Here is a 22380-nt window from a genome sequence, read left to right on the forward strand (position 1 = left end):
GCGAGCAGTACGTCAGCGTGGTTGGCAGGACCGTCTGGTGCTTCTGGTTCGCGATGATCGTCGTGAGCAGTACGCCAGGGTCCTCGCCAAACCTTGGTGTGCGGCTCGCGCTGATATTGGGCCGCAGGCCGGCGCGCTCCTGCGCGAGCAGTACGTCAGCGCGGTCGGTGGGACCGTGGGGTGCGGCTCGCGCTACCGGACCCGCCGGCCCGTCTCGGCACAGGAGTAGCCGCCGAGCTTCTCCACCTGGTTGCGGAAGTCGGGGTGGTCGAGCAGCGTCCAGAGGGGGGCGAGGACCTCGTCGTCCAGCCCGGCGGCGCGGAGGACGAGGTCGTACGGCTCGCGGGCGACCGGCACGAAGTCCAGGCCGAACGCGCGGGCGGCCGCCTGGATGCCCAGGCCGGCGTCGGCGCGGCCGGCGGCCACCGCGGCGGCGACGCCGAGGTGGGTGTGCTCCTCGCGGGAGTAGCCGCTGATCGTGGCCGGGTCGATGCCGCGTTTGCCGAGCTCGTGGTCGAGCAGCACCCGGGTGCCCGCGCCGCGCTGGCGGTTGACGTAGCGCAGGCCGGGGCGGGTGAGGTCGGCGATGCCGGCCAGCCCCAGCGGGTTGCCGGGGGCCACGAGGAGGCCCTGGTCGCGGTGCACGAGCCGGACGACGGCGAGGTCGGCGTCGGGGCCGAAGATCCGGTCCAGGTAGGGGAGCGTGTACTCGCCCGTGGCGGGGTCGAGCAGGTGCGAACCGGCCACGTGGCACAGCCCGTCGCGCAGGGCGACCAGCCCGCCGAGCGACCCGACGTTCGACGAGGCGAGCGTGATCAGCGGGTCGGCGGCGCGCAGCGCGGAGGCGGCCACGTCGAGGACCAGGTCGTGCGAGCCGATCGCGACGATCGTGCGCTCGACGTCGGCGAGCCCGCGCAGCAGTTCCACGCGGACCTGCTCGCCCGCGTGGTGGCCCTCCACCCCGGCCGGCACGACGAGCAGGCCGTCGGCGCGCACCAGCGAGGTGAGCACCCCGGCCGCCCGGGGGAGCGGGGTGGCCACGACGTCGCCGCCGACGCGGCCGAGCCGGACGCGCACCCAGTCGTCGGAGCCGATCGCCGAGGCCAGCTTGCGGGCGAGCCGGGCGGTGGTCGACGGGCGTTCCCGCGGCGCGGCGCCCTCGAGCGCGGCGAGCATCGGCGCGGCGAAGATGTCGAAGGTCAGCGCGGCCGACACGGGGTAGCCGGGGGCGCCGAGGATCGGGGTGGCCGGGTCGCCCGCCACGGTGCCGAGGACCACCGGATGGCCGGGGCGCACCGCCACGCCGTGGACGGCCAGGGCGCCGGCGGTCGCGACCACCCGGGCGGTGTAGTCGTCGCGCCCGGCGCTCGAACCCGCGATCAGGATCACCAGGTCCGCGTCGGTGGCGGCCTCCCGGACGGCGGCCGCGATCAGGTCGGGGTCGTCGGGCACGATGCCGGTGGTGCGGGCCGCGCAGCCCACCTCGGTGGCCTGCCCGGCGAGCATCATCGAGTTCGTGTCGGCGATCTCACCGGGGGCGAGGTCGGTGCCGACGGGGCGGATCTCGTCGCCGGTCGGGATGATCACCACGCGCGGCCTGCGGCGCACCAGCAGTTCGACGACGCCGGCGGCGGCGCAGGCGGCGACGTCGACTGGCCGCAGCCGGTGGCCCTCGGGCAGCAGCAGCTCGGTGGCGCTGATGTCCTCGCCGATCGAGCGGACGTGCTGGTAGGGCGGCACGGCCGCGCGCACCTCGGCGCGCCCGTCGGGGGTGTGGTGCACGTGCTCGCGCATGACCACGGCGTCATATCCGGGTGGGAGCGGGTCGCCGGTGTCGACCACCTCGAAGTCGTCGAGCAGCACCGGGGTGGTCTCGGCGGCGCCCACCGTGTCGGCGGAGCGCACCGCGATGCCGTCCATCGCCGCCGAGTCGAACGCGGGGGAGGACCGCTGGGCCCACACCGACTCGGCGGTGACCCGGCCCACCGCCTCCCCGACCGGCAGCGTAACCGCGTCGACGCGGGGCGGGCAGCCCGCGGCCGCACAGGCCTCCCGCCACACCCGCCGGGCGTCCTCGGCGGGGATGTCGGACACGAACGGGCTCGTCATCGGTACAGGATGACCTCCACCTCGGTGCCGCCGTCGAGCCCGGTGGCCGGTTCCGGCACCACGAGGTACCCGTCGGCCCGCGCCAGCACCGACAACAGGGCCGACGGCCCGAACAGCGGCTCCGCCACGCCGTCGCACAGGGCGACCTGCACGACGTCCAGGCGCCCCGCGGCCGAGGCCAGGTCGCGGCTCAGCCGGGCACGCACGGTGGGTTCCGGCGGCGGCCGCTCCGCTCCCGCGAGCCGCCACACCAGCGGCACCCCGACGAGCCGGAACACCACGAGCGCCGACAGCGGGTTGCCGGGCAGCCCGACCAGCGGGACGCCCCCGCAGTCGGCCAGCAGCGTCGGCTTGCCCGGTTTGACGGCCAGGCCGTGGCACCAGATCTCGCCCAGCGCGGCCACGGCCCCGGCGGTCTCGTCGCGGGCGCCCACGGACGACCCGGCGGAGACGACCACCAGGTCGGCGTGGCCGAGGGCGGCTCGCAGCGTGGACTCGAGGGCGTCGCGGTCGTCCCGCACGATCCCGGCCGAGACCGGCTCGCCGCCCGCGTCGCGCACCAGCCCGGCCAACGCTGAGGCCGTGGCGTCGCGGACCTGGCCGGCCGCGAGCCGCGGGGTCTCCGGCGGCACCACCTCGTCGCCCGTGGACACGATCGCCACCCGCGGGCGGGCGTGCACCGCCACGGACGTGACGCCGGCCGCGGCGAGGAAGCCCAGCTGCGGGGCCCGCAGCTGACGGCCCGCGCCCACCAGCACGTCGCCCGCCGCCGCGTCCTCGTCGGCCCGCACCAGCCCGGACCCGGGCGCGACCGGCCGGGTGACCTCGATGGTGCCGGGCATGGTCTCGGCCGTGTGCTCGACCATCACCACGGCGTCGGCACCGTCCGGCAGCACCGCGCCGGTGGGGATCGCCACGCACGTGCCCACGGCGACGGCGACGGTGGGCGCCGCGCCCATCCGCACGGCACCGGCCAGGTCGAGGTAGGAGGGCAGGCCCTCGGAGGCGCCGTAGGTGTCGGCGGCGCGCACCGCGTAACCGTCCACGGTGGAGCGGGCGAACCCCGGCATCGCCGTGGGTGCGCGGATGTCGGCCGCGGGCACCCGGTGCAGCGCCGCGGCGAGCCCGACCTCCTCCACAGCGGTGCGCCGGGCCGGGCGGAACCCGGCCAGCGCCTCACCCACCGTTCGCGCGGTGAAGAACTCTCGGCTCACCGGCTCGGTTGGCCCTCCCTACCTCCCGGACGTGGCTGGGGGCGGGCCGCCGCGCCACCTTTGGGCAGGCCGAGCACGCTCACCACCGGGCCCAGCGCCACCTGGCCCAGCCCGCAGATGGAGGTCTTGCGCATGGCCTCCTCCAGCCGCAGGATGTGCGCCTTCCGGTCGTCGTCGAGCTCGGAGCCCTCCTCCACGACGTCACGCAGGATCGCGTGCGCCTTGGTGGAGCCCACGCGGCACGGCACGCACTTGCCGCACGACTCGTTGCGGAAGAACCGCAGCACGTTGGTGGACGCGGCGAGCAGGTCGGTGCCCTCGGCGAGCACCACCATCGCGCCCGAGCCGAGCATCGTGCCGTGCTCCACCGCGGTGCCGAAGTCCAGCGGCATGTCCAGCTTGTCGGGGCCGATGAAGTTGGACGACGCGCCGCCCGGCTGCACGGCGCCGACCTCCCGGCCCCCGCTCACGCCGCCCGCCAGCTCGATCAGCTCGCGCACGGTGGTGCCCATCGGCACGCAGTACACGTCCGGCCGTTCGACGTGCCCGGACACGGCGAAGAACTTCCAGCCCACCGAGTCGCCCGCGCCCTGGTCGGCCCACCACTGCGCGCCGCGCTGCAGGATCACCGGCACGTCGGCGAACGTCTCCACCGAGTTCATGAGGGTGGGCCGCCCGTGCAGGCCGTAGTTGCCGGGGAACGGCGGCTTGTTGCGCGGCTCCCCGCGGTGGCCCTCCATGCACTCCAGCAGCGCGGTCTCCTCGCCGAGGATGTAGCCGCCGGGGGAGACGAACACCTCCACGTCCAGCCGCCGCCCGCTGCCGCAGGCGTCCGGCCCGATCACGCCGGCCGCGCGCAGAGCCTGGAGCTCCTCGCGCAGCACGTGTTCCTCGGGACCGTACTCGTGGCGGATGAACACCCAGCCTTCCTCGGCGCCGACCACAGCCATGCCCAGCAGCAGCCCTTCCAGCACGAGGTGCGGCTGGGTGGCCAGGATCTGACGGTCCTTGAACGTGCCCGGCTCGGACTCGTCGGCGTTGCAGATCGCGTACTTGACCGGATCCGTGGTGCCCCGGACCAGGCCCCACTTCTGCCCGGTGGGGAACCCGGCACCGCCCATCCCGCGCAGCCCGGAGTCCTTCAGCGTCTGCACGACGGTGTCCGGGTCCAGCTCGCCCGCCAGCAGCGCGCGCAGCGTGGTGTAGCGCTCGGCGACGCCGGACCCAGCGGGGTACGGGTCGTTCGGCCACGGCTCGGTGCGCAGGCTCGCCGGCGTGGCGCCGACGTCGCCCGCGCGGGCACCGGCCACCAGCTCGTCGGCCTGCTCGACCGGCGCGGGCCGCTCGTTGACCGCCACCGCGGGCGCGGTGTCGCAACGGCCCAGGCACGAGACCTCGACCAGCTCCACCTCGGCGTCCTCGCCGTAGCGTTCGCGCAGCTCGGCCAGCCGGGCCTCGCCGTCGCGCAGGAAGCACGGCAGGTCGTGGCAGACGTGCAGCGCGACCTTGGCCGGCGGCTCGGTGCGGAAGTGCGGGTAGAACGAGATCAGGCCCTCGATCTCGTACAGCGGGCGGCGGGTGTCGCGGGCGAGCTCCTCGAGTTCCTCGCGCGGCAGCCAGCCCAGGCGGGCCTGGATCGCGTTGAGCGCCGGGATCAGCGACGGCCCGGGGAACTTCCCGGCCCGCGCCTCGACCCCCGGCACCCGGCGTGCCCGGATCTCGGCAGCCCGGTCGGTGACCTCCGTCATGCCCGCACCCCCAGCGGCTCGACCTGCACGGCGCAGAACTTGAATTCCGGGATCTTGCCGTACGGGTCGATCTCGTCGATGGTCAGCAGGTTCGCCGCCGCCTCCCGGAAGTGGAACGGGATGAAGCAGTTGCCCAGCTGCTCGCGGTGCGAGATGCGCACCAGCAGTTCGATGGAACCGCGCCGCGACCGCACCCGGACGGTCTCGCCGTGGGACAGCCCGCGGTCGGCGGCGTCCTTCGGGTGCATGTACACCTCGGCGACCGGGGAGATGGCGTCCAGCGCGAAGGAGCGTCGGGTCATCGAACCGGTGTGCCAGTGCTCGAGGAGGCGGCCGGTGTTGAGCACCAGCGGGTACTCCGCATCCGGCAGCTCCTTGGGCGGCAACCACTGCGCCGGTACCAGGTGGGCGAGCCCGTCGTCGGTGTTGAACCGCTCGTCGAACATGACGATCGTGCCGTCGGTGTGCTCGGGGTCGGGGTTCGGGTAGAGCTTGCCCGTGAGCCCGAGGTTGTCGTAGCGGAGGTTCTTGTACGACGGCATCAGCTCGACCATCTCGTCGAACACCTCGCTCGGCGAGCCGTAGTTCCAGTCGAGCCCGATCCGGCGCGCGATGTCCTGCACGATCTCCCAGTCCGGGCGGGCCTGCCCGGGCGGGTCCATCACCTTGCGGCCGAGCTGCACCCGCCGGTCGGTGTTGGTGTAGGTGCCGTCCTTCTCCAGGTAGGAGGTGGCCGGGAGGATCACGTCGGCGAACTCGGCGGTCTCGGTGAGGAAGATGTCCTGCACCACGAGGAAGTCGAGCGCGGCCAGCGCCTTGCGCACCTTGTTGATGTTCGGGTCGGACAGGAACGGGTTCTCGCCGAGCATGTACATGCCGCGCACCCCGTCGGGCTGCAGCACGGACTTGATGATCTCGGTGACGGTGAGGCCCCGGTTCGGGTCCAGACTCGTGCCCCACGCCTGCTCGAACCGCTGCCGGGTGGCCTCGGCGTCCACGCCCTGGTAGTCGGGGTAGAACATCGGGATCAGCCCGGCGTCCGAGGCGCCCTGCACGTTGTTCTGCCCGCGCAGCGGGTGCAGGCCGGTGCCCGGCCGCCCGACGTTGCCGGTGATCGAGCAGAGCGCGATCAGGCAGCGCGCGTTGTCGGTGCCGGTGGTGTGCTGGGAGATCCCCATCCCCCAGTAGACGACCGCGGCCCGGGCCTCGCCCCAGGTGCGGGCCACCTCGCGGATGGTGTCGGCGTCGACGCCGGTGATCTGCGCCGCGCGCTCCGGCGGGTACTCGGCCACCGTGCGGGCCAGCTCGTCGTAGTTCGACGTGCGGTTGGCGATGAACTCGCGGTCGATCAGCCCGAGCCGGATGATCTCGTGCATCACCGCGTTGTAGAACGCCACGTCGGTGCCCGGCTTGAGCTGCACGAAGACGTCGGCGTGCTCGGCCACCGTGGACGCGCGCGGGTCCACGTAGATCACCTTGGTGCCGCGGCGGCGGGCCTGCTTGAAGAACGAGCTGGCCACCGGGTGGTTGGCGGTGGGGTTGGAGCCGGTGATGATCACGCAGTCGGCGTTGGCGACGTCGCCGTAGGTGGTGGACACCGCGCCCGACCCGACGCCCTCGAACAGCGCGGCCACCGAGGAGGCGTGGCAGAGCCGGGTGCAGTGGTCGACGTTGTTGGTGCCGAAGCCGGTGCGGATGAGCTTCTGGAAGAGGTAGGCTTCCTCGTTCGAGCACTTCGCCGAGCCGAACCCGGCGATCGCGCCCGGCCCGCCCGTCGCGTGGATCTCCTTCAGGCGACGGGCGACGAGGTCGAGCGCCTCCTCCCAGGTGGCCTCCCGGAAGTACGGCAACACCTCGTCGTAGTCGACCAGCCCGCCGGGCTTGCGCTTGCCGCCGCGCTTGTCGCCCGGCTTGCGGCCCCCGCCGCCGCGCTCGCCGCCGTTGACCCGGCCGCGGTCGTTGTCGCTGTCGCCGCGGACGTCGGCGGACAGCGGGCCCTTCGGGTACGCCGAGTCGATGCGGATCAGGGGAGTGGTGAGCCGCTGAGGGGAAGCCGAGTAGTCCCAGCCGTAACGGCCCTTGACGCACAGCCTGCTCTGCGAGCCCGGCTGGTCACGGCCCTCGGCGAACGAGATCGCGCCGCGCTCGCGGTCGACGTAGTAGGTGAGCGCGCAGCCCACGCCGCAGTACGGGCAGACGCTGTCGACGGCGTCCAGCTCCTCGCGCGGCCGGATCGGGATGCCGCGGATCGGCTTGTTGGTGAGCGCACCCGTGGGGCAGGCCTGCACGCACTCGCCGCAGGTGACGCACGAGCTGGCACCCATCGGGTCGTTCAGGTCGAACGCGATCCGGGTGGAGTAGCCCTTGCCGGAGCGGCCGATGACGTCGTTGCCCTGGATGTCGTCGCAGGCCCGCACGCAGCGGTCGCACAGGATGCAGGCGTCGTGGTTGACGTCGATGACCGGGTTGGACGAGTCCGTGCCGCGGCCCGAACCGCAGGGCAGCTCGGTGGTCTCGCGGGCCACCCCGAAGTCGTCGGCCAGCTCGAGCAGCAGGTTGTCGCGGGTCTTGGTGTCCTTCGGATCCTCGGCGCGCGGCGGCTGATCGGATACCAGCAGTTCGGTCAGGGTGGCGCGGTTGCGCTCCAGTTCCTCGGTGGCGGTCTTGACCTGCATGCCGTCCTCGCACGGACGCACGCACGCCGCGGCGAACACGCGCCCGCCGGTGTCGACCACGCACATCCGGCAGACGCCGACCGGGTCGTAACGCTCGTCGTGGCACAGCACGGGGATGTCGATGCCCGCCTGCTTCGCCGCGTCGTAGATGGTGGTGCCCTCGGGCACGGTGACGGAGCGCCCGTCGATCTCGGCGGTGACCGTCCGCACGGCGGTGGACGGATCGTGCACGGCTGTCATCTCAGCTCCCAACCGGTAGTGCATACCGCATACAACATAGTCGCTCCGCGGCCGATCCGGCGATTTTCGTTCGTCAGCCGCCCAGCAGCAATGCGGCTTCCGCCTCTTGACCAGGTCGACCTTCGTCGTCCAGACCACGGGCGGCGTAGTAGCCCGCCACCATCGCACGCAACCGGTCGGCGGTGAGCGCGGCCACCCGGCCCGACCCGAGTTGCAGCGGTGTCTCCAGCATCCGGGCCGGCAGCGTGTCGTCGGCGGCGGTGGCGCCCTCGCGCTGGTTGAACACCCGCTTGGCCAGCACGATCCGCTGTGCGACGGCCCGCAGCTCCGCCGCGTCGACGTCCCAGCCGGTGACGGAGCGCAGCAGCGCGGCCCACTCCGTGAACGGGTCCTCGAAGACACCGCGCAGGAACTTGCAGAGGATCATCGAGTCCATCACGGCGGCCCGGTCCTCCGTGCCCACCGCGGCCGCCACCTGGGCGGCCCCGCCGTTGAGCCGGTCGTGCTCGCCGGACAGGTCGGCCTCGTACGCGCCGGACCGGTTGTGGTCGGCGCCGCGGGCGTTGACGGCGAGCCCCAGGGCCATCGCCTGCAGCGTGCGCGGCTCGTACCCCGGCAGCTCGAGGCCCTTGACCTGCGGCGCGAACGCGATGGAGTCATGGCCGACCACCTCGGCCGCCCGGCGCGACCCCTGCGCCAGCAGCTCGCCCAGGCCCTCCCGGGCGCCGATCAGGTCGAGCGCGCGCAGCAGCGCGGCGCCGTCGCCGAACCGCAGCCACGGGGCGTCGATCAGTCCGCGCTCGGCGCACTCCATCGCCCAGGCGATCGTGCCGCCCGCCGAGATCGTGTCCAGCCCCAGCTCGTCGCAGCGGGCGCTGGCGGCGAACACGTCGTCCGGGTCGGACACCCCGCACAGCGGGCCGAGCGCGAACACGTTCTCGTACTCCATGCGCTGCGTGCCGCCGCCCTTGCGGGAGTAGATGTGCTCGCAGCCGATCGAGCACGACGCGCACGAGTTGCGGGCCACGCCGCGCAGCTCGTGCAGCTCCTCCGCGGCCAGCCGGGGCGCGCCGTCGAACGTCGCCGCGGTGAAGTTGCGGGTGGGGAGCGTGGAGACGGCGTTGAACGCGAGCAGGTTCGCGAGCGTGCCCAGCTCCCGGTACTTCGCCGTGGCCGGCCCGAAGCTGCGAGCCCGCAGGTCCTTCGCCGCGGCCAGCACCGCCGCCTGGTCGGCGATGTCCACCCGGGTGGCCGAGCGCACCAGCACGGCCTTGACGTTCTTCGCCCCCAGCACCGCGCCCAGCCCGCCGCGGCCCGCGTGGCGCCCGTCGTGGCTCACCGTCGCGTAGCGGACCTGCCGCTCCCCGGCCGGCCCGATCGCCGCGGTCTGCCAGCCGCGCCCGAACCGCCCCCGCACGGCCGACTCGGCCTGCGCCGCGGACACACCGGCCAGCTCCGGTGCGGGCTCGAGCCGCGCGCCGTCGCCGTCGACCAGCAGCACCGACAGCTGCGCCGCCCGCCCGCGCACCACGATCGCGTCGTGGCCGGTGAGCTTGCCCGCGATCGCGAACCGGCTGGACGCCAGCGCGTCGGTGAGCAGGCCCGTGAGCGGGGACTTCGCCACCACGGCGAACTTCGCGCTCGTCGTGAGGGGCGTGCCGACCAGCGGCGAGAACACGAACGCCAGCGGCGCCTCCGGGGCCAGCGGGTCGACCCGCGGCGGCGCCAGCCGGTGCATCAGCCACGTGCCCAGGCCCACGCCACCCAGATAGGCGCGCAGCACGGCGTCGTCGAGCTCGAGAGCAGCGCTCGTCGCCCCGCGGTCCCCGATGTCCACCACCAGGGCCCGCCCGAAATACCCGCCGGCCGTCACACCACCGAGCGTAGGCCGCTCAGCCGCCCGCGTCCGCCGACAGGAAGGCCACGCTGTCGCCCGGGACGAGCGGCAGCCGGGCGTCGCGGGTCATCTGGTCGCCGTTGACGGCCGCGACGACGTGCCGGTCCAGCGCGATCCCGACCGCCGCGGCCGCCGCACCCAGCGACGCGGCGCGCACCGTGCGCGGCCCGCGCTGCCCGCCGCTCGCGAGCGCCCCGAACCGCTCCACCACCACCTCCGGCGCCGGCCGGGCCAGCGCGTCGGCGTAGTCGGCCGGCTCGTTGACGTTGACCAGCGAGTCCAGGTCCGGGTCGACCTTCGCCAGTTCGGCGTCCGCCAGCAGGGCGTCGTCGTCGAGCTGCGTGACCCGGCAGTGCCGGAACAACATCCCCGGTCGCAGGTCACCCTCGGCCAGCAGCTCCTCGACCAACCCGGCGAGCGCCGTGCGGTACCCGGCGGCCAGCGGCTGCCGATACCCCCGGGCCACCGGGAGCACGACGTCGACGTCCGGGTCGAACCCGCGCAACACCCGCCGCACCAGTGCCGGGTGCAGGAACGGCAGGTCCGTGGAGCACACGAACGCCGCGGGTGCCTGCCCGGCCAGCGCACCCAGCCCCGTGGCCAGCCCGCGCATCGGCCCCAACCCTTCGACGGGGTCGGCCACCACCTCGACCCCCTGGGGGAGCTCCGGCAGCTCCTGGCCGGGCGCGGCGACGACCACCACCGGCCCGCCCACGGTGCGGGCGAGCAGTGCGGTGGTGCGGTGCAGCAGCGTGGAGCCGTGCCACTCGAGCGCCGCCTTGGGGCGGCCCATCCGGGACGAACGGCCCCCGGCAAGCACGACGCCCGCGGCGTCCGAGAGCCCGACCACGTCCCGATGCTAGTCCGGCGGCCGTGCGGTCGAGTCGCACACCAACGCTGTCCGCCAAACCCTGACGTTCTGCTGACCCCGGCCGGCGGACTTGTGAAGGGGGCGAGCAGCACACCAGCGCGGTGGGCCCGGCCCTGATGTGCTGTTGACCCTGGCGGCCCTTTGTCCCCCACGCGAGAAGCACACCAGCGCTGCCGGTCTGACCTGATGTGCGGCGGACACCTGGCGGCGGCGCGATCAACACGAGCAGTACACCAACGCGGCCGGTCCGACCCTGATGTACGGCTGATCCCGGTCTGCGGTGAGGTGGTCAACGCGAGCAGTACGTCAGTGCGGTCGGGCGACCCTGACGTGCTGTTGACCTCTGATGGTGGCGGTGTGGCATGCGCGAGCAGTACGCCAGCGTGGTTGCTCGACCGTGGTGTGCTGGTGATCTCTGGCGAGAGCTGTGTGGTCAGGGCGAGCAGTACGTCAGCGTGGGTGCGGGACCGTGGTGTGCTGATGATCTTGGTGGGGGCGCTGAGTTCGTCGTCGGGCAGTACGTCAGGGTGGTCGGTCCGACCGTGAGGTGCTGTTGATCGTCGCAGTGGGGCTGTGATCCGGGCGAGGCATGAGCTGCCCGCAATGTGCTGCTCGAGGCCCTGTGACGTCCGGCCGGTCGGCGCAAGCAGTACGTCAGCGCGGTCGGATGGCCTCGTCGTGCTGGTGACCTTTGGTGGTGGCGGTGTGGCCTGCGCGAGCAGTACGTCAGCGTGGTTGCTCGACCGTGGTGTGCTGGTGATCTAGGTGGGGGGCTGTCGGCGGCGTGAGCCGTACGCCAGTGCGGGTGGACGGACCTTGGAGTTCTGTTGATCGTGTGGCGACTCAGCGCACCTGACCCGACGCGGGGGTGCGGGTCGCGGGCGTTGGCTCCGGCGCGTCCTCCCGCGTGCGCACGCGGCGCAGGTGCTGCTCGGCCACGGCCACCACCGCGGCGCCGCCGGGTGGCAGGGCGTCGGAGCCGGGGGCGAGGCAGGCCAGGGTGCCTGCGGCCGTGTCCACGTCCACCCGGGTGACGCCGCCGAGCGGGACGACGCGCCGCACGGTGCCGGGGATCCGCAGGTCGGCGGGCTGTCCGTTCACCGCGGAGCAGTGTTCGGGGCGCACGACGTACAGGTCGGGGTGGCCGGTGACGGCGGGCGGCAGCACGTTGGTGAACCCGACGAGGCGGGCGCAGTCGACGTCGACCGGCTGGTCGAGCACCTGCCCGGTGGGCCCGAGTTGCCGGATCCGCCCTGCGACGAGCAGGGCGGTGCGCCCGGCGAGCGCCACGGCCTCGTCCCGGTCGTGGGTGACCAGCACGGTGGCGGTGTCCAGCCCGTCGAGCACGGCCCGCAGGTCGGCGAGCAGGTCGGCGCGGGTGGTGGCGTCGAGGCCGCTGAACGGCTCGTCGAGCAGCAGCACGCGCGGCTCGACGGCGAGCGCGCGGGCGATCGCCACCCGCTGCGCCTCGCCCCCCGACAGCGTGCGTGCCGAGCGCGGGGCGAGGTGCCCGACCCCGAGCGCGTCCAGCCACGGGGCGGACCGGCGCCGCGCCTCGGCGCGCCCGACGCCGCGCAACCGCAGCGCGGCCGCCGCGTTGGCCGCCACCGTGCCGCGGCGCAGGATCGGCCGCTGCAGCACCGCGGCGACGGCGGCGCGCAGCTCGCGGGAGCCGGCGGGACGGCCGTCGAGGAGCACGTCGCCGGTGCGGTGCAGGCCGCCGAGGTGACCGAGGGCGCGCAGCAGCGTCGACTTCCCGGCGCCGTTCGGCCCGAGCACGGCGAGCACCTCTCCCGCGGCGACGTCGAGGGCGGGGACGTGCAGGAGTTCGTTCCCGCGCGCGCTCACCCGCAGGTCGCGGCAGCCGATCCGGGCGGTCACGGCCCACGCTGCCCGGCCAGCGTGACGACGAGGTTCACGGCGAACGCCAGCAGCAGCAGGACCAGCCCGAACGCGATCGCGAGCCCGAACTGGCCGCGGCTGGTGGCGAGCACCGCCGCCGTGGTGAGCACGCGCGTCTGGCCCGCGATGTTGCCGCCCACCATCTGCGCGGCCCCGACCTCGCTGACCACGGCCCCGAAGGCGGCCATGCCCGCGGCGAGCAGCGGCAGCCGCGCCTCGGCGCCGAGCGCGGCGAGCGCGCGCAGCCGGCTCGCGCCGAGCCCCTGCATCTGCACGAGGAACTCGGGGTCGACCTGCTGCAGCGCGGCCGCCACCAGCGCGACGACCACCGGCGTGGCGATCACGGCCTGCGCCACCACCATCGCGGTGGGCGTGTAGAGCAGGCCCAGCTCGCCGAGCGGGCCGCTGCGCCACAGCAGCACGGTGACGACGAGCCCGACGACCACCGGCGGGAGCCCCATGCCCGTGTTGGCGGCGGCGAGCAGCAGGCGGCGGCCGGGGAACGCGCCGAGCGCGATCGTCGCGCCGAGCGGCACCCCGATCAGCGCCGCGACGAGCGTGGCACCGAGCGAGACGCGCAGGGTGAGCAGGGTGATCGCCCAGGTCTCCTCGTCGCCGGAGAACAGCAGCGCCAGCGCCCCCACCACGCCGTCGAGCAGGACGTCCATCGGGTCAGGTGGCGGTGGGGTCGGGTTTGCCCGCGTCCGGCACGAACAGCGGTTGCCCGTACTCGGCGATGCCGAACTCGCCGATGCGCTGCTGCGCGTCCGGGCCGGTGATCCAGTCGGCGAATGCGGCGGCGGCCTCCGGTTGCACCCGCTCGCCTGCGCGCTGCGTCACCTCGATGACGTGGTAGACGTTGAGCAGCCCCGGATCACCCTCGACGAGCAGCGCGAGCCCGCCGGACTGGGAGAGGTAGGTCGCGCGGTCGGACAGGGTGTAGCCGGCCTTCTCCGCGGCCACCCGCAGCGTGGCCCCCATGCCCTGGCCGGTTTCCTGGTACCAGGGGGCGCCCGGTGCGACGCCCGCCTTCTCCCACAGCGACCGTTCCCGGGCGTGGGTGCCCGAGTCGTCGCCGCGGGACACGAACAGTGCCCCGGCCGCGGCGATCCGCTGCATGGCGTCGGCGGCGGAGGCGCCGCGGATGCCTGCCGGGTCGTCCGCCGGCCCGAGCAGTACGAAGTCGTTGTGCATGACGAGCAGGCGCCGGCCGGCGGTGCCCTCCGCGACGTACTCCTCCTCGGCGGCGGGCGAGTGCACCAGCAGCACGTCGGCCTCACCGCGGCGACCCATCTCGATGGCCTGCCCGCTGCCCACCGCCACCGGCTTGACGGTCCATCCGGTGGCTTCGGTGAAGGCGGGGAGGAGCTCGTCGAGCAGGCCGGAGTCCTGGGTGCTCGTGGTGGTGGCGAGGATCAGCGAGCGTTCGACGGACGGCCCTGCCGCAGACGATGACCCGCACGCCGCGAGCACCAGCACGACGATCCCCAGAACTGCTGCCTGCAACTGTGCTCGCACAGCACGGCACTATAAGGGAGCTCAGCCGCGTTCGCGGTCCTCCGCCTCCCGGACCAGGCGGTCGGCCCGCACCATCACGTCGAGCTGCGCCGGGTTGTAGAGCTCCCGCAGCGCCTGGGCGGCCGTCCGGTCCGCGAAGCGCGACCCGCCCGGCGCGTCCGCGCTGACGTCCCGGATCCCGGGGTGGCCGGCGAGGATGCGGCGCAGGTGCGCGGCCAGCCGCTCCGCCAGCGCCTGGCGGGTCTCTTCGTCGGCGTCGGCGGGCAGGTCGTCGAACTCGCGGTCGGTCGGGTCGGTCGGTGAGTCCCGCAGCAGCTCGCTGAACGCCTGGAGGCCGCGGGGGCCGAGCACCCGGCTCATGACGACGAGGAACGAGCGGTCGGCGTCGGAGAGCTCCGCCGCGTTGACCGCGGGGGCGAACTCGGGCGGCAGGTCGGTCGGCGCGGCTTGGCGCAGGATCATGCCGAGCTCCAGGCGGATCCGCTGCAGCCGGTCGATGGTGGCCGCGAGTTCGGCGTCGAGGGTGCGCAGGGCGTCCGCCGGGTGCTCGTCGGCGTCGCCCATGGCCGCGATCTGGGACAGGGAGAAGCCGAGGTCGGTGAGGCGCTTGATGCGGAGCACGCGGATCAGGTGCGTCACGCCGTACTGCTTGTAGCCGTTGGCGCGGCGTTCGGGTTCCTCGAGCAGCCCCACGTCGTGGTAGTGCCGAACCGCCCGCACCGTGGTGTCGGCGAGTTCGGCGATCTCCCGGGTGCTCCACGCCACGAATGCCCCCTCCGTTCGCGTCCGGGCACCAGTCGACACCGTGCCGTTGCGGCATGGTCAAGGGGGTACGACCGTCACGTCCTCCTGCGGACCCGGCTGGTGGCGAGCCGTTGCTGCACCCGCCCGAACGAACCCGGGCGCGAGTACGTGACGAGCAGGCTGCCGATGTCGCGCCGCACCACCACGGCGTCGCGCCACCGCCCGCGGATGAAGGCGAGCACGGCTTCACCCAGCGCGACGTCGGTGCTGCGGGCGATCGGTTCCGTGCCCGGGGGCGGATCGTCGAGGTCGGTGCCGTGCGACGCGAGCGGGGGAGCCGGTGACGGTGCCGCGGGCGCGACGTCCTCCGGTTCGGGCGGCGGTTCGGGCGGCGGTTCGGGTTCGAGCACGGGCTCGCTGACCTGCCCTGGTACCTCCTGGGTCTCGCCCGCGAGCAGCAGCGCGAGCTCGTCACCGGTGAGCTCGACCTCGACCCGCAGGCCGTCGGGCTCGTCCACGACGAGGCGTGCGACGAGCACGCCATCGTGGTCCTGCTCGACGGTGAGCGAGATCCGCAGGTCGTGACCGGCCGGCGGGCCTCGTCTCATGTCACGGGCCGGTGACATGGGCCGACGGTACGGTCCGCGGCCCGTTGCCGCCCTGCCCTGCGTGGGTGATCCCTCCGAACGGGTGGGTCAGCCGCCGGACGGGTGCGGCGCGCCCAGCGGCCGGTAGCGCTTGAGCGTGGTGCCGATCGTCACGAGGCGGGGGTGTGCGGGTGGCTCCTCGCCCTCGATGCGCTCGAGCAGCAGTTCGGCCGCGCGCCTGCCCACCTCGCCGGTGTCGTAGGTGACCACGTCGATCGGCGCGGCGAACAGGTCGGCCAGCGGGACGTCGTCGAAGCCCGCGAGGGCGGCGGCCGATCCGGTCTCGGCGATCGCGCGGTACGCGCCGACGGTGTTGCGGTTGTTCGCGGCGAACAGGGCGGTGGGCGGGTCGTCGCGGGAGAGCAGCTCCAGCGCGACGGCCTCGGCGGCGCCCGGGTCGGCGGGCACGCTGCGCAGCAGCGCGTCGTCGACGGGGAGTCCGGCCTCCTCGAGCGCGGCGCAGTGGCCGCGCAGCCGCTCGGCACCGGTCCACACGGACCGGCCGAGGCCGAGGAAGCCGATGCGCCGATGGCCCTGCGCGACGAGCGCCGCGGTGGCCCGGCGGCTGCCGCCGAAGTCGTCGACCACGACGCAGTCGACGTCCAGCCCGCTCGGCGGGCGGGTGGCCAGCACCACGGGCAGCCCGTGCAGGGCGTCGGGGTCGAGGTGGGAGTGGTCGTGCCCGGCGGGCACCACGATGATGCCGTCGACGCGCCGGGAGGCCATGTCGTCGACGAGCAGGCGTTCCCGCTCCAGGTCGCCGCCGGTGTTGCCGATCACCACGCGCATCCCGGCGGCGGAGGCGATGCTCTCCACGCCGAGCGCGAGCTCCGAGTAGAACGGGTTGGACAGGTTGGTGATCACGAGACCCAGCAGGCCGCTGGAGCGGCCGGTGCGCAGGCCGCGCGCCAGGTCGTTGCGGCGGTAGCGCAGCGCCTCGACGGCGGCGAGCACCCGCTCCCGCATCTCGGGCGAGACCCGGGGGTCGCCGCGCAGCGTGCGCGAGACCGTCATCGGGCTCACCGCGGCGTGCGCGGCGACGTCCCGCATGGTCGGGGTGCGTCCGGGCACCGTCGACGACACGCCGTCCCCCCTCAGATCCGGTGGGCCCACCAGGCAGCGCCGACGAGCCCGGCGTGCGCAGTGGACGCCGGGACCACCGGGACCTCGGCCCGGTCGCCGGCCAGACCCGCGTGCAACGGGGCGGCCACCAGGTCCCATGATGCCGCGATCGCCCCGCCGATGACCACGAGGGATGCGCCGAACCGCCGCACCCACGGCGCCATGGCCCGGCCGAGGGCGCCGAAGGTGTCGCCGAACAGTGCCGCGGCGGCCGGGTCGCCCGCGCGGGCGCGGTCGGCGAGATCCCGCACGTCGACGCCGGGGGCGGCGCCGGCCCGGGCCAGGAGCGCCCGCCGCGAGACGGTCTCCTCGAGCGGCGCGCCGTCGATCGCGAGCAGGTCGGCCCGGCCCTCGGGCGGCACGTCGGGGCCGGTGTCGACCGGGGTGCCGCGGTCGAGGAAGCAGCTGCCGACGCCGGTGCCGAGCGTCAGCACCAGCACCCTGTCGTGCCCGCGCGCCGTGCCCGCCCGCCACTCGCCGATGCCGAACGCGTGGGCGTCGTTGAGGAACGCCACCTCGGCCGCGTCGAGCTCCTTCGCGAGGATCTCGCCGAGCGGTACGTCGCGCAGCGCGTCGAACTTCCCGACACCGGTGAACCGCCCGATCCCGGCCGCGTAGTCGAACGGTCCGGGGATCGCGACGCCCCAGCGCGCGCCCGGCCGGGGACCGAGCGCCGCCGCGCCGCGCAGCAGGTCGTCGACGATCTCGGTGGCCGTGCCGTCGGCGCGCACCGGCGAGCGGTGCACCTGCGCGTCCGCCACGGTCCACGGCGGCGGCCCGATCACGGCGGCGGAGACGTGGGTGCCGCCGATCTCCAGCGCGGGGGTGCCGGTCATGGCACGAGAGCCTGCACCAGGCGGGTGCGCCCGTCGGCGGCCGCCACCGCGTAGTCGCCGACGGAGGCGGGCACCACGAGCGTCTCGGCGTAGGCGAGCCGGTGGGTGTGGGCTCCCGCGGTGAACACGGCGCCCGCGCCCTCCACCACGGTCCACACGTGGAAGCTCCCGCCCGTCCGCAGCGGGGCCGTGCCACCCGCGTCGAGGACGAGCCTGCGCACCTCGAAGAACATCTCCGGCAGGGCGCCGAGCAGCTCCTCGCTCCACGCGTCGCCGCCGCGCAGCTCGCGGGCGTCCTGGATGAGCTGCTCGTGCACGGCCTTGCCCTGGCGGGCGGTGTCGAGGTTGCGGAAGGCGTGCTCGACGTGCACCGGCCGCTGCCTGCCCGCGGCGTCGCGGCGCAGCCAGTCGTAGAACCGCAGCGAGTACAGGTAGGGCGTGGCGCTGATCTCCAGCACCACGTTGCCCTCGCCGCTGCCGTGCGGGGTGCCCGCGGGCACCAGGTAGAGCTGGTGGGCGGTGGCCGGGTGCTCCTGCACGTGGTCGGTGATGTCGAACGGCGCGCCGTCGTGGTCGGCGGCGTGCGCCTGCGCGTGGAACGCCTCGACGTCGACGTCCTCGTGCAGGCCGAGGTAGATCGAGCGGCCGCCCGCCGTCTCCATCACGTAGTAGGTCTCGTGCTGGGTGTAGGGCCAGCCGAACACGCTCGCCATGTAGTCCGGCTGCGGGTGGCAGTGCACCGAGAGGCTGCCGCCGCCCACGGTGTCGAGGTAGTCGAAGCGCACCGGGAACGATGTGCCGAACCGGGCGTGCACGTCGGCGCCGAGCACCTCGGCCGGGTGCAGCGCCACGACGGCGGCGAACGGGATCTCCACCTGCGCGCCGGGTTCGTCGCCGAGCAGCACGCCGCTCTCCGGGGCGATCAGCTCGTAGCCCAGCGCGGTGCTGGGGGCGTCGGTGTGGACGCCGAGCTCCTGCTGGGCCCAGTGCCCGCCCCAGGACGTGGAGTTGAACCAGGGCCGCGTGCGGAACGGGCGCCCGGCGAGGTCGGCGGCGGTGCGGCGCAGGGTGGCGCCGTCGACGGACGTGGGCCGCGCGGGGTCCTGCACGTCGAACCAGCGGTCGACGTCGGCGAGCAGCGCGTCGCGGTGGCGGTCGAGCAGCGGCCAGTCCACGTAGAACAGCCTGCGGGTGGTGCCTGCGCCGGTGCGCTGGCCGAGGTTGCGCCCGGTGCCGCCGGTGATCTCGGCTTCCGCGTACCGCTTGGGGCGGTCGGCGTACCAGAGCACGTCGTGGGGCAGCAGCGCGGCGCCCGGCCCGTGGACGAGCAGCACACCGTCGGCGGGTGGCCCGTCGTGGTCGCGGACGTCGAACAGGTCGGCGAGCGTGCCCTCGGCGAGACGGGCGAAGTCGGGGTCGTCGGGCAGCTCGGCCGAGGTGGTGCGCTCCACCACGGCCTCCCAGGGGGCGAGGAGCGTGGCCGTGTCGAGCGCCTCGACGCGGGCGAACCGGGTGCGCAGGCTCGCGGCGACGTCGGCGGCCAGCCGCGCCCAGTCCTGCGTGGCCGGGCCGTCGACGGCCAGGGTGAGCGGCGCCGCCGGGAGCTCGGCGACCGGCCCGTCCCATCCGGTGCTCACCGCGCCGCCGACGGCGGGGTAGCGCGGGCTGGGCTCGTAACCGGGACCGGTCATCCGTACTCCTCACAGCAGGTCGAGATACGGATACCTTAGGTTGCTGCAGGACTCTTGCTCAACTGGGATGTTACCGATACCTTGCGTCCAACCCGCTCACCGACGACCGGAGGCCCGATGATCGATCGGCCGCCTTGCCCGCCCCGCGGGCTCGCCCGCCGCACACTGCTCGGCCTCGTCGGCGCCGGCGCGCTGGCCGCGGCCACCGGCTGCGCGCGCGGGAGCTACACCCGCCCCGCGCCCGGCAACGTGCTCACGCTCAACAACGACGTCGCCACCTGGTCCGAGGCCTACGACGCCGCGTCCGCGGTGCTCGAACGGCGTACCGGCTCCCGGCTCGCCGTGCGTGCGGTGCCCAACCAGAGCACCTACCAGCAGATCGTCCGGATGTCGGCGCAGACCGACGCCACCACCGACCTGTTCAAGTGGTGGAACGGCTACCGGCTCCAGGACATCGCCCGCGGTGGCATCGTCACCGACCTCTCGGCGGTCTGGGACCAGGCCGAGGCCGAGGGCTGGGTGAACCCGTCGATGCGGGGGTCCTTCAGCTTCGACGGCCGCGCCTGGGCGCTGCCGCTCTACAAGACCTACTACCCGGTGTTCTTCAGCCGCCGCACGTTCGCCGATGCGGGCGTGGCCGTCCCCACGACGTTCGCCGAGTTCGTGGACGTGGCCGCAACCCTGCGCGACGCGGGCGTCACGCCCATCGGGGCGCCCGGCGCCACCACCTGGGAGTCGATCATCTGGTTCACCCAGCTGCTGATCGGCCACAGCCCGGACTTCTACGAGGACGTCACCGCGGGCCGCGCGAGCTACCTCGACGACACCGCGACGGCCGCGATGGAGCTGTGGTCGCGGATGTACGCCGACGGCTTCTTCTCCGAACCCGACGTCGACGCCTCCGACTTCCCCGGACGGTTCGCCGAGGGCACGCTCGGCATGGCGCTCGCGGGCACCTTCAACGTCAACAGCTACACCGAAGCCGGTCTGGGCCCCGCGGACGTCGGGATGTTCCTGCTGCCGCCGGTCGATCCGGGCGCGGAGCAGGCGGTCGTGGTGGAGAGCGCCGCCCTGTGCGTCTCGGCCAACGCGCACAAGCACGACCAGGCCATGGCGGTGGCCGACGCGTGGCTCGCCACCGACGTGCAGCAGGCGTGGGTGGACCGGCTCGGCGACGCCTCGGCCAACCCGGCCGCCCTACCGACCGGGAGCCTCGTGACCGACCTCGCCCGCGACGTCGAACGGGTGCGGCCGCGGGAGGTCACCCGCTACTGGGAGGCCTCGCCGCCGGTGCTGGTGGAGGGCAACGTGCAGGACCTGAGCGCGTTCATGGTCACCCCCACCGTCGACAACGGGATCGCCGTGCTGCGGAACATGCAGGACCGCGCCGACGCCGAGTGGAAGGCCTGGAGGGCATGACGGTCCTGACCCCCGCCGCCGAGGTCGAGCGCCCGGCGAGCACGCCCGCGGCCGGCCCGGCCCGGCGCGGCCCGCGTTCCGTGCTGGCGGTCGCGCTGTTCCTGGCGCCCGCGGTGGCGCTCGTCGGCGTGCTGATGATCGTCCCGTTCCTGGACACGGCCTACCGCAGCTTCTTCAACGACAACGGCCTGAGCCGCACCTTCGTCGGCCTCGACAACTACGTCACGCTCCTCACCAGCTCCGGCTTCGGGCAGACGCTGGTGAACACGCTGATGTGGGTGGTCGGCACGCTCGCCCTGCCGGTGCTGATCGGGCTGTTGATCGCGGTCGGCACCCACGAGCTGCGCTGGGGCGCGCTCGCCCGGTTCAGCCTGGTGCTGCCCTACGCCCTGTCCGGTGCGGCCACCGCCGTCGTGTGGACGTTCGTGCTGCGCGACGACGGCGCGCTCAACGCCGCCCTCGCCGCGCTCGGTCTCGCCCACCTGGAGCAGGGCTGGCTCCTGGAGTGGCCGCTCAACACCGTCGTGATGATCGTGGCGAGCACGTGGCAGGGCACCGGGGTGGCCGTGATCCTGTTCCTGATCGGGCTGCAGGCGATCCCGCCCTCCACGATCGAGGCCGCGAAGCTCGACGGCGCGAGCGGGTTCCGGCTGTTCTGGCACATCACGCTGCCGCAGCTGCGGCCGATCACGGTGGTGGTCGTCGGCATCTCCGTGGTGAACAGCCTCAAGACCTTCGACATCGTGTGGCTGCTCAGCAAGGGCGGCCCGGGCACCGCATCCGAGACGCTCGCCCTGACCATGTACCGCGAGACGTTCACCCTCGCCCGCTACGGCGCGGGCGCCGCCGTCGCGGTGGTGCTGACGGTGGTGGTCGTCGCGGTGTCCTGGCTGTACCTGCGCCGCCAGCTGCAGGCGAACTGAGGAGACCGGGATGGGACGTGCGATCAAGGCCGTCGTGCTGGTGGCCACCGCGCTGCTGTGGCTGGTGCCGACCTGGTTGCTGGTGGTCAACTCGTTCACCGCGGCCGCCGACTACACCGGCACACCGGCGTGGTGGCCCCAGTCGTGGGGGTTCCTCGACAACGTCGGGGTGGCGTTCGCCAAGGCCAACGTCGGCTACGGGATGCTCAACAGCCTCGTCTACGCCGTGCTCGGGGCTCTCATCGCGGTGGTGGTGGCCGCGCTCGCGTCGTTCGCGGTGGTGGTGATGCCGGTCAAGCGGCCGGCGCTGTGGTTCTGGGTGATCTACGTCGGCACGATCCTGCCGCTGCAGATGTTCCTGGCGCCCCTGTTCGGCGGGTACGCCACCACCGCGCTGTACGACACGCAGTACGGGATGCTGCTGATCTACGCCGCGCTGGCCGTGCCGTTCGCGTTCTTCGTGGTGCGCAACTACATGACCACCGTGCCGCGCGAGATGCGCGAGGCGGCCGCGCTCGACGGCGCGAGCTGGCTGCGCATGTTCGTCTCGATCCATCTGCCGCTGGTGCGCAGCGCGATGCTGGCGGCGTTCCTGTTCCAGTTCACCTGGATCTGGAACGACCTGCTGTTCGGGATCACGCTCTCGACCAGCCCTAACGTGCGGCCCGCCATGGCCTCGCTCGCCGACCTCACCAGCAACTACTCCAACGTCGGGCCGCCCGTGGTGCTCGCCGGGGCGCTCGTGGCCTCGCTGCCCACGGTGATCCTGTTCTTCGCCTTCCAGCGCTTCTTCACGCGAAGCCTGAAGCTCACCTCCTGATCCC

The 22380-nt window shown here is 73.8% G+C and carries 17 protein-coding genes; 3 read left to right on the top strand and 14 right to left on the bottom strand.

Annotated features, from left to right (window positions below):
• Positions 1 to 192: 192 nt before the first annotated feature.
• The 14 genes from ACFPL3_RS25285 to ACFPL3_RS25350 all read right to left on the bottom strand — a co-directional run bounded on the left by ACFPL3_RS25285 (position 193) and on the right by ACFPL3_RS25350 (position 19214).
• Entirely contained in the window at positions 193 to 2109 is a 1917-nt protein-coding gene (locus ACFPL3_RS25285) for a molybdopterin biosynthesis protein (RefSeq protein ID WP_343944304.1), read from the bottom strand.
• Positions 2106 to 3323 carry a molybdopterin molybdotransferase MoeA gene (locus ACFPL3_RS25290; protein ID WP_343944305.1) on the bottom strand — a complete coding sequence of 406 codons (1218 nt, stop codon included), beginning with the start codon at positions 3321 to 3323 and terminating at the stop codon, positions 2106 to 2108. The genes ACFPL3_RS25285 and ACFPL3_RS25290 overlap by 4 nt, the downstream gene beginning before the upstream one ends.
• A complete protein-coding gene (locus tag ACFPL3_RS25295) occupies positions 3320 to 5071 on the bottom strand; it encodes an NAD(P)H-dependent oxidoreductase subunit E (RefSeq protein ID WP_343944306.1) in 1752 nt (583 codons plus the stop codon). Before ACFPL3_RS25295 ends, ACFPL3_RS25290 begins: the two co-directional genes overlap by 4 nt.
• Positions 5068 to 7986: a formate dehydrogenase subunit alpha gene (gene fdhF / locus ACFPL3_RS25300; RefSeq protein ID WP_343944307.1), complete on the bottom strand. Its 2919-nt coding sequence runs from the start codon at positions 7984 to 7986 to the stop codon at positions 5068 to 5070. Before fdhF ends, ACFPL3_RS25295 begins: the two co-directional genes overlap by 4 nt.
• 73 nt (positions 7987 to 8059) lie before the next feature.
• Positions 8060 to 9859, bottom strand: coding sequence for an aldehyde ferredoxin oxidoreductase family protein (locus tag ACFPL3_RS25305; protein WP_343944308.1), 1800 nt, complete (start codon positions 9857 to 9859; stop codon positions 8060 to 8062).
• Between the two features lie 19 nt (positions 9860 to 9878).
• Positions 9879 to 10733 carry a molybdenum cofactor guanylyltransferase gene (gene mobA, locus ACFPL3_RS25310; RefSeq protein ID WP_379589676.1) on the bottom strand — a complete coding sequence of 285 codons (855 nt, stop codon included), beginning with the start codon at positions 10731 to 10733 and terminating at the stop codon, positions 9879 to 9881.
• A gap of 864 nt (positions 10734 to 11597) precedes the next feature.
• The gene (locus ACFPL3_RS25315; RefSeq protein WP_379589677.1) at positions 11598 to 12635 is read right to left on the bottom strand and encodes an ABC transporter ATP-binding protein; all 1038 of its coding nucleotides are present in this window, start codon (positions 12633 to 12635) and stop codon (positions 11598 to 11600) included.
• Complete coding sequence (locus ACFPL3_RS25320) at positions 12632 to 13324, bottom strand: ABC transporter permease (RefSeq protein ID WP_343939195.1); 693 nt, start codon at positions 13322 to 13324, stop codon at positions 12632 to 12634. Before ACFPL3_RS25320 ends, ACFPL3_RS25315 begins: the two co-directional genes overlap by 4 nt.
• A 4-nt stretch (positions 13325 to 13328) precedes the next feature.
• On the bottom strand, positions 13329 to 14174 hold the full coding sequence (locus ACFPL3_RS25325; RefSeq protein ID WP_343939193.1) for an ABC transporter substrate-binding protein: 846 nt from the start codon (positions 14172 to 14174) through the stop codon (positions 13329 to 13331).
• Positions 14175 to 14195: 21 nt separating this feature from the next.
• A complete protein-coding gene (locus ACFPL3_RS25330) occupies positions 14196 to 14939 on the bottom strand; it encodes a MerR family transcriptional regulator (protein WP_343939191.1) in 744 nt (247 codons plus the stop codon).
• A 74-nt stretch (positions 14940 to 15013) separates the two neighbouring features.
• On the bottom strand, positions 15014 to 15544 hold the full coding sequence (locus tag ACFPL3_RS25335; protein ID WP_343939189.1) for a hypothetical protein: 531 nt from the start codon (positions 15542 to 15544) through the stop codon (positions 15014 to 15016).
• A 69-nt stretch (positions 15545 to 15613) separates the two neighbouring features.
• Complete coding sequence (locus ACFPL3_RS25340) at positions 15614 to 16648, bottom strand: LacI family DNA-binding transcriptional regulator (RefSeq protein ID WP_343939187.1); 1035 nt, start codon at positions 16646 to 16648, stop codon at positions 15614 to 15616.
• A gap of 11 nt (positions 16649 to 16659) precedes the next feature.
• The gene (locus ACFPL3_RS25345; RefSeq protein ID WP_343939185.1) at positions 16660 to 17523 is read right to left on the bottom strand and encodes an ROK family protein; all 864 of its coding nucleotides are present in this window, start codon (positions 17521 to 17523) and stop codon (positions 16660 to 16662) included.
• The gene (locus ACFPL3_RS25350; RefSeq protein WP_343939183.1) at positions 17520 to 19214 is read right to left on the bottom strand and encodes a class I mannose-6-phosphate isomerase; all 1695 of its coding nucleotides are present in this window, start codon (positions 19212 to 19214) and stop codon (positions 17520 to 17522) included. Before ACFPL3_RS25350 ends, ACFPL3_RS25345 begins: the two co-directional genes overlap by 4 nt.
• A 117-nt stretch (positions 19215 to 19331) precedes the next feature.
• Between ACFPL3_RS25350 and ACFPL3_RS25355 the strand changes: the two genes are divergently transcribed.
• From ACFPL3_RS25355 to ACFPL3_RS25365, 3 genes are read left to right on the top strand one after another with little or no spacing between them, the layout of a single operon-like run.
• On the top strand, positions 19332 to 20633 hold the full coding sequence (locus ACFPL3_RS25355) for an ABC transporter substrate-binding protein (protein ID WP_343939181.1): 1302 nt from the start codon (positions 19332 to 19334) through the stop codon (positions 20631 to 20633).
• Positions 20630 to 21556 carry a carbohydrate ABC transporter permease gene (locus ACFPL3_RS25360; protein WP_343939178.1) on the top strand — a complete coding sequence of 309 codons (927 nt, stop codon included), beginning with the start codon at positions 20630 to 20632 and terminating at the stop codon, positions 21554 to 21556. Before ACFPL3_RS25355 ends, ACFPL3_RS25360 begins: the two co-directional genes overlap by 4 nt.
• Positions 21557 to 21566: 10 nt before the next feature.
• Positions 21567 to 22376, top strand: a complete 810-nt coding sequence (locus tag ACFPL3_RS25365; protein ID WP_343939176.1) for a carbohydrate ABC transporter permease — start codon at positions 21567 to 21569, stop codon at positions 22374 to 22376.
• Positions 22377 to 22380: the final 4 nt, after the last annotated feature.

This window comes from Pseudonocardia zijingensis, from assembly GCF_042657305.1.
GTDB classification, from domain to species: domain Bacteria; phylum Actinomycetota; class Actinomycetes; order Mycobacteriales; family Pseudonocardiaceae; genus Pseudonocardia; species Pseudonocardia zijingensis.